Annotated in this window: 4 protein-coding genes; 1 reads left to right on the top strand and 3 read right to left on the bottom strand. The window is 52.9% G+C overall.

Annotated features, from left to right (window positions below; genetic code table 11):
• The first annotated feature begins 245 nt into the window (after positions 1 to 245).
• Complete coding sequence (sleB, locus tag ACQGQ5_RS15465) at positions 246 to 926, top strand: spore cortex-lytic enzyme (protein ID WP_455737365.1); 681 nt, start codon at positions 246 to 248, stop codon at positions 924 to 926.
• A 98-nt stretch (positions 927 to 1,024) separates the two neighbouring features.
• Here the strand turns inward: sleB and ACQGQ5_RS15460 are convergent, their stop codons facing one another.
• The 3 genes from ACQGQ5_RS15460 to ACQGQ5_RS15450 form a co-directional block, all read right to left on the bottom strand.
• Positions 1,025 to 2,215 carry a GH25 family lysozyme gene (locus ACQGQ5_RS15460; protein ID WP_455737364.1) on the bottom strand — a complete coding sequence of 397 codons (1,191 nt, stop codon included), beginning with the start codon at positions 2,213 to 2,215 and terminating at the stop codon, positions 1,025 to 1,027.
• Between the two features lie 219 nt (positions 2,216 to 2,434).
• Entirely contained in the window at positions 2,435 to 2,956 is a 522-nt protein-coding gene (locus tag ACQGQ5_RS15455) for a hypothetical protein (RefSeq protein WP_455737363.1), read from the bottom strand.
• Between the two features lie 306 nt (positions 2,957 to 3,262).
• Positions 3,263 to 4,795, bottom strand: a complete 1,533-nt coding sequence (locus tag ACQGQ5_RS15450; RefSeq protein ID WP_455737367.1) for an ABC transporter substrate-binding protein — start codon at positions 4,793 to 4,795, stop codon at positions 3,263 to 3,265.
• Positions 4,796 to 5,910 lie beyond the last annotated feature (1,115 nt).

Here is a 5,910-nt window from a genome sequence, read left to right as displayed (position 1 = left end):
TTTGCTTTCGCGCTTTGCGTCTTTCGTAAGGCGCTTGACTATAATACCAAATACCTCCCCGTAAGTCAACCCTTTTTCTGAAGTTTTTTTACTTTTTTTTAACATTTGCCTTTTTTCTGTCAATAGAGAACTTTATCCCCTGTTTTTTCGCGTTTTGGGGGCTGTTTTTGTAAATCTTTCAATATTTCAGTCTGCTCGGGATAAAACCGCCCCGTGAGGGAAAAATTTGTACAGAGGTGTTCAATATGGAAAAAAAATTGAAATATGTCTGGGCAATGATCGTTGTGGTGCTGGTAAATATTCTTGTCATTTCGATCGTCACCAATTTGGGCGGCTCGGTTCTGACCCTTTCCAAGGTGGGGTCCCAGGGCGAAGAAGTGAAAAGCATCCAGACGAAGCTGAGCAATCAGGGTTATTATAAAGGAAAGATCGACGGGATTTTCGGCAGCCAGACCAAAAGCGCCGTTGTCAGCTTTCAAAAGGCGAAGGGCCTGACCGCCGACGGGATCGCGGGCCCCAAAACACTGGCGGCGCTCGGGCTCGGAGGCTCCGCCGGCGCACAGGGAGGCTTCAGCAGCAACGACGTCACCCTGCTTGCCCGCGTCACGTCCGCCGAGTCGCGAGGCGAGCCCTATACCGGACAGGTTGCGGTCGCCGCCGTAATCCTGAACCGGATCGAACATCCGTCGTTCCCCAATACGCTGGCGGGCGTGATCTATCAGCCCGGCGCGTTCAGCTGCCTGAATGACGGCGGCATCAACGCCCCTATTTCCGACACGGCTTACAAGGCCGCGCGCGACGCGATCAACGGCTGGGATCCTTCCGGCGGAGCGATCTATTATTATAACCCCGCAAAAGCCACCAGCAGCTGGATTTTTTCCCGCCCCGTGATCACGGTCATCGGCGACCACCGTTTTTGCAGTTGACCCGGTTTTTTTCATGATAACATTGGCGCAGAACAAGTTGATTGTCCTGCGCCAAATATTTTTATTATTATGTATAAATGCGCCAGATATCCGAACCTCTATGCCACGGTGACAAGGCAGCGGCGCACCGGAGCCTGGTTCGGCAGCACGGAATAGATGGAGGTGGTCCCAGCGGCGACCCCCGTGATCTTTACATAATAGCTGCCGTTCTGCAGCTTCTGGTAAACGATTTTCGCCACGCCGGAATTTCCGGTGGTAAAGGAAGGCTTCGCGCTGATTCCGTTCGGTGTAAACTTAAACTGGTAGCTCTGGCCCGGTTTTAAGGACATCGACAAGCCGGTATCGGACAGAATGGTGTTGTCCGCGGGAGCCTGTGCCGGGGTTGTGGAAAGGTAATCCACATAGCAGTAGTCCTGATCGACAGAAGTATTGACTCCGCCGATCAGGCCGGCGTCGCTGTACTGCCACATCGTATAGGCACCGCTGTAATTCGGAGAGGCTACATTATAATGCGCCACCCATTTATCATAAGCGCTCAGCGCGGTGCTGCTCAGGTTGGAATTGAACATGCTCGCGTTGCTGTAAATTCCGGTCTTATACCCCGCGTTGGCCATCGTGCTGCAGAAGGCGGTGACGATTGCCGCGAGCTGATCCCCCGTCATGGCGCTGTTTACCGCGTTTTGCTCCACATCGTAGAACACCGGGTAATCCAGACGGCGTCCGTTCAGGATGCCGAGGCACATCTGCGCTTCCTGTACGGCAATTTCCGGAGTCGTCGCATAGCAGACGTGATAGGCGCCGACCTTGATTCCGTTCGCAGCCGCCCCTTCATAGTTCGCCGCAAAACAATCGTCGGTCTGTGTTTCCGGCAGCTCGTTCCCGTAGCCGGTGCGCAGGATCGCAAAATCCACGCCGGCGAGCTTTACGTTGGCCCAGTCCACGGCTCCCTGATGCTCGGACACGTCGATCCCCTTCCGGACGACGTGCACGTCGCAGACGGCGCTGCGTCCGTCCTGCGCGGTGACGGTAACCGTCGTCCTGCCGAGCGCGGAGGCGGTAACGGTCCCGTTTGCCACCGAGGCAACGGCGGGATTGCCCGACGCCCATTGAAGCGAGGACACGCTGCTGTCGCTGACGGTCAGCACGGCGGTCTCCCCCGCTTTCAGATAAAGGCTGGCGCTGCTGAGCGGAAGGGCCGCGGAAACGCCGGTATCCGCGGCAAAAGCAGTGGTACTGAGCGATACGGCCATTGCCAATACCAAAAGCAAGGACATCCATTTTTTCTTCATTTCAGTTCCTCCATCGTTTCATAAAAATTTTCCCGCATTCAGGTAAAAGATCATGATACGGACGATTGATCGTTTTGCCGGGGTGCTTCCAAAATATGGTATTTCTGAATCCTTATTATATTCCTGTCCCTTCCCTTCTGTCAAGAACGGATCACGGATTTTAACCGGCATGAAAAACGGGCCTTCCGGCAGTTGCCGGAAAGCCCGTTCGCTGAAAAATTATTTTTTGAACGCCTGAAACAGCTTTGTGACGTCTTCCTTGTGCTGTTTGTTCTCATCGGAACCGGAGGTATCCTTATAAATCATGATATATTTTCCGCTGTCGGAAATCACCGCCGGAACGGTCTGGTTCATAATGGTGAACTGATTTTTCGCCTTCACCTCGTCCAGAACGGCGGAAGCCTCGCCGGAAAGGCTGCCGGTATCAAATTCATAAAGCTCCACAGTGACATTGTTTTTGCCGTTATAGTCAAACTGATATTTCGCGCCCTTTTTCGCGCCGATAAAATCCGCTTTCATTTCTGCCGGAGTCCCGGAAATCGCCGAATTTGAGGAAAGGTATTTTTCGAGACCGGCAAGGCTGTCCTCCATATTGTCCGAACCGACCGCGGAAGAAACCGCCGCCTGGGAGGAAGCGTTTGGCGCCGACTGGGCGCCGCCCACGTCGCCCATTCCGCAGGCCGCAAAGGAACCGGCCATAACAACCGCCAATGCAAGGATTAAAATTTTCTTCATTTTCATGATAGATCCTCTCTTAAACAAAAACTTGAAGGCTTTGCCGTGACGGTCGCAGCGCGGGCACAGTCCTTTTGGAATCACAAAATAGCTTGCCCAAAATGATTTCTCTTTTTCAATTTTATACAGCTCCCACCATAAAAGCCGCATCGCATGTGCGGGATTTCGACCGAAAAGGAAACCGCCGTCTAGGTAATTATCTGATTTTTACACTGATTTGTCAACCCTCATTTCACTCCCGCAAAAAGGCGGCTCCGAAGGAGAAAAAATCCCTGCCTCCCAAAGGAAGCAGGGAAAAAAACGGAAAACGGATCAGCCGTTTTTGGAAACGCCGGAAAGCGGAAGCATCCCGGTCACGTGATACAGGAAGTTCCGGATCTTGGGCGACGTCGCGATCAGGTTTGTGGAGTGCGAAATGGGAAGCCACGGAGATTCCTTCGCGGCAAGCTTCTCCGCTTCGCCGTAAACGGCGTTCCGCTCCCCGCCCATCGGCAGCTTTACCGCCTTCGCGATCAGGGCTTTATACTCCTGATTCTGGAAATGGGCGTAGTTCATGCCGGGATCGTCCGACGCCAGCAGGCTCAGGAAATTGTCGGCGTCGCCGTTGTCGCCGATCCATCCGGCGAAGCAGATGTCGTAGTCGCCCTGCTGCTGCTTCGTCTTATAGGTGGTCCAGTCGTACGCGTCTATCGTGCAGGCGACGCCCACCTTGGAAAGATACCCCTGCACCGCCTCGGCAAGAGTCTGGCCGTTCGCCGGATTGTACATCCGCGCGCTGGTGTAGGTAATGATATGGACGCTGGAGACCCCCGCCGCTTTCAGGACCGCCTTGGCGGCTTCCGGGTCATAGGCCGTCTGTTTGACCGTTTTGTCGTACCCCGGCATAAACGTGGGCAAAATGGTGGTGGCGGGCTCCGAATAGCCCCTGTAAAGCGTTTCCGCCAGTTCGGGTACGTTGATCGCGGCGGAAAGCGCGGCGCGTGTTTTCGCGTCGTTGAACGGGGCGCGGCTGCAGTTGTACGCCAGATAGTTGATGTTCATCCCCGGGGATTTGACGGTCTTATTTCCCGCCGAAGAAATCTGATCGACCACGGTGTAGTCGATTCCGTCGATGATATCGGCCTCTCCGTTGTTCAGCGCGACCACGCGGGCGGAATTGTCCTTAATGGTGCGGAACACGACGTTCTTCGTAAGCGCCTTGGTCCCCCAGTAGTCGTCGTTGCGGACCAAAACCGTATTCTGGTCCTTCTGCCAGCTGACGAATTTATACGGCCCGGTGCCCACGGGATGCTCGTTGACATTGTTGTTGTTCTCCTGCAGCGCCTTGGGGCTGACGATCAGCGCGCCCAGGTTCATGGCCAGGTTGCTCAGGAACGGCGTGCAGGGTTCCTTCAGATTGATCTTTACGGTGTACTCGTCCACCGCCTGCACGTCCTTTACCGCGCCGTATACGAAGGATGCGTAGCTCATGTCCTCCGTGACCTTGGGGGGAAGCTGCCTGTCGATATTGAATTTCACCGCTTCCGCGTTAAAATCGGTGCCGTCCTGAAATTTCACCCCTTTGCGCAGGCGGAACTCATAGGTAAGCCCGTCGCCACTGACGTCCCAGCTTTCGGCAAGGCAGGGCTCGACCTCCGTCGAATCCTTTTTATATTTCAGCAGGCCCTCGTAAATATTGCTCATGATCTTGACCGATTCAACATCGTCCACCAAGGCGGGGTCCAGGCCGCGCGCGTCCGCCGCGGAACCGTATACAATCGTGTCGCCGCTCCCGCTTTTCGCGCCCTGAGAGGCGGCCGTTCCGCCGGCGCTCTGCGTCCCCTGTTTCCCTCCGCAGCCGGCCATAGCGGACAGCACAACCGCCGCCGTCAGCACCAGCGCCGCCAATTTCTTTATTCTCACTGTATCCATACCCCTTCCGTTCATCATTGTGATTTTTTATTATCCTACCACAGGAACGGGATAAAGACAAGCGATTTTAAATAATATCCGTTATCATCCTGCATTTTATCTGCAAATTTTTAGTTTTATATGGATATTTACAGTAAAAATGAATTATTTTTTATACTATATTCAAATAGGCTATGAGAGGAGGTTTTTCCGGACTCTTTCATAACAGAATCACCATTTTATTTATTCTGCCGATCTAAAGAAACATATAAATTTTCAATTTCCTGTTGCGCGGCAGTCAGCATCAATTCAGAGTTAGCCGTCAACTCCTTCGCCCGTCGGGATAATTCAGTTGCGTCTGCTATTTTTGGGCCAATTTTAGAAAGAGTTTGTTCTATCCGTTTTTGCTCTATATTGTCAATATCCCTCTCCGTCCCAATCACCTCATATATAACCAAAAATATAACCTGTAACGGTTATATTATATTGTAACCTATATTGGTTACAATATCAATACCATGAAAGGTTGTGTTTTCATGTTTAATATTATTAAACCATTTTCAAATGCTAATATTCCGAGAACAATCCGTTTCACGGAGAAACTTTTCGAAGAACTGAACAAAACGGCAGAAAAGAATGATATTTCGTTTAATCTGTTGGTATTGCAATGCTGCCGCTATGCGTTGGATCACTTGGTTCAGGACAGTGATAAACAAGAATAATGATTTCAGACAAGCCGCCCTCCGTGAGGGAGGTGGCGCGCCGGGCGCGCCGGAGGGAGTTTTTCTCCCCTCCTGATGAGAAACTCCCTCAGTCAGGCTTCGCCTGACAGCTCCCTCAAAGAGGGAGCTAAACCCGGCCTTCCTTAGAGGGATTTGTTTCGGGGTCCTCCGAAACCGATTCAACACACAGTTGCCTGAGAGCGCCGCCGTAGGCGACTGCCGACCGCATGGTCCCCGCCCGGGGTTCGAGTCCCCTCAACTGAGCATAAAAAAGCACCCCGAAGGGTGCATTCTTATTTGGTGGACACAAGGGGACTCGGGTGGTCGTACAACGGCCCGCGTTCCGCG

The sequence above is a fragment of the Caproiciproducens sp. genome, from assembly GCF_053840905.1.
This window is presented reverse-complemented; position numbering and strand designations above follow the sequence as displayed.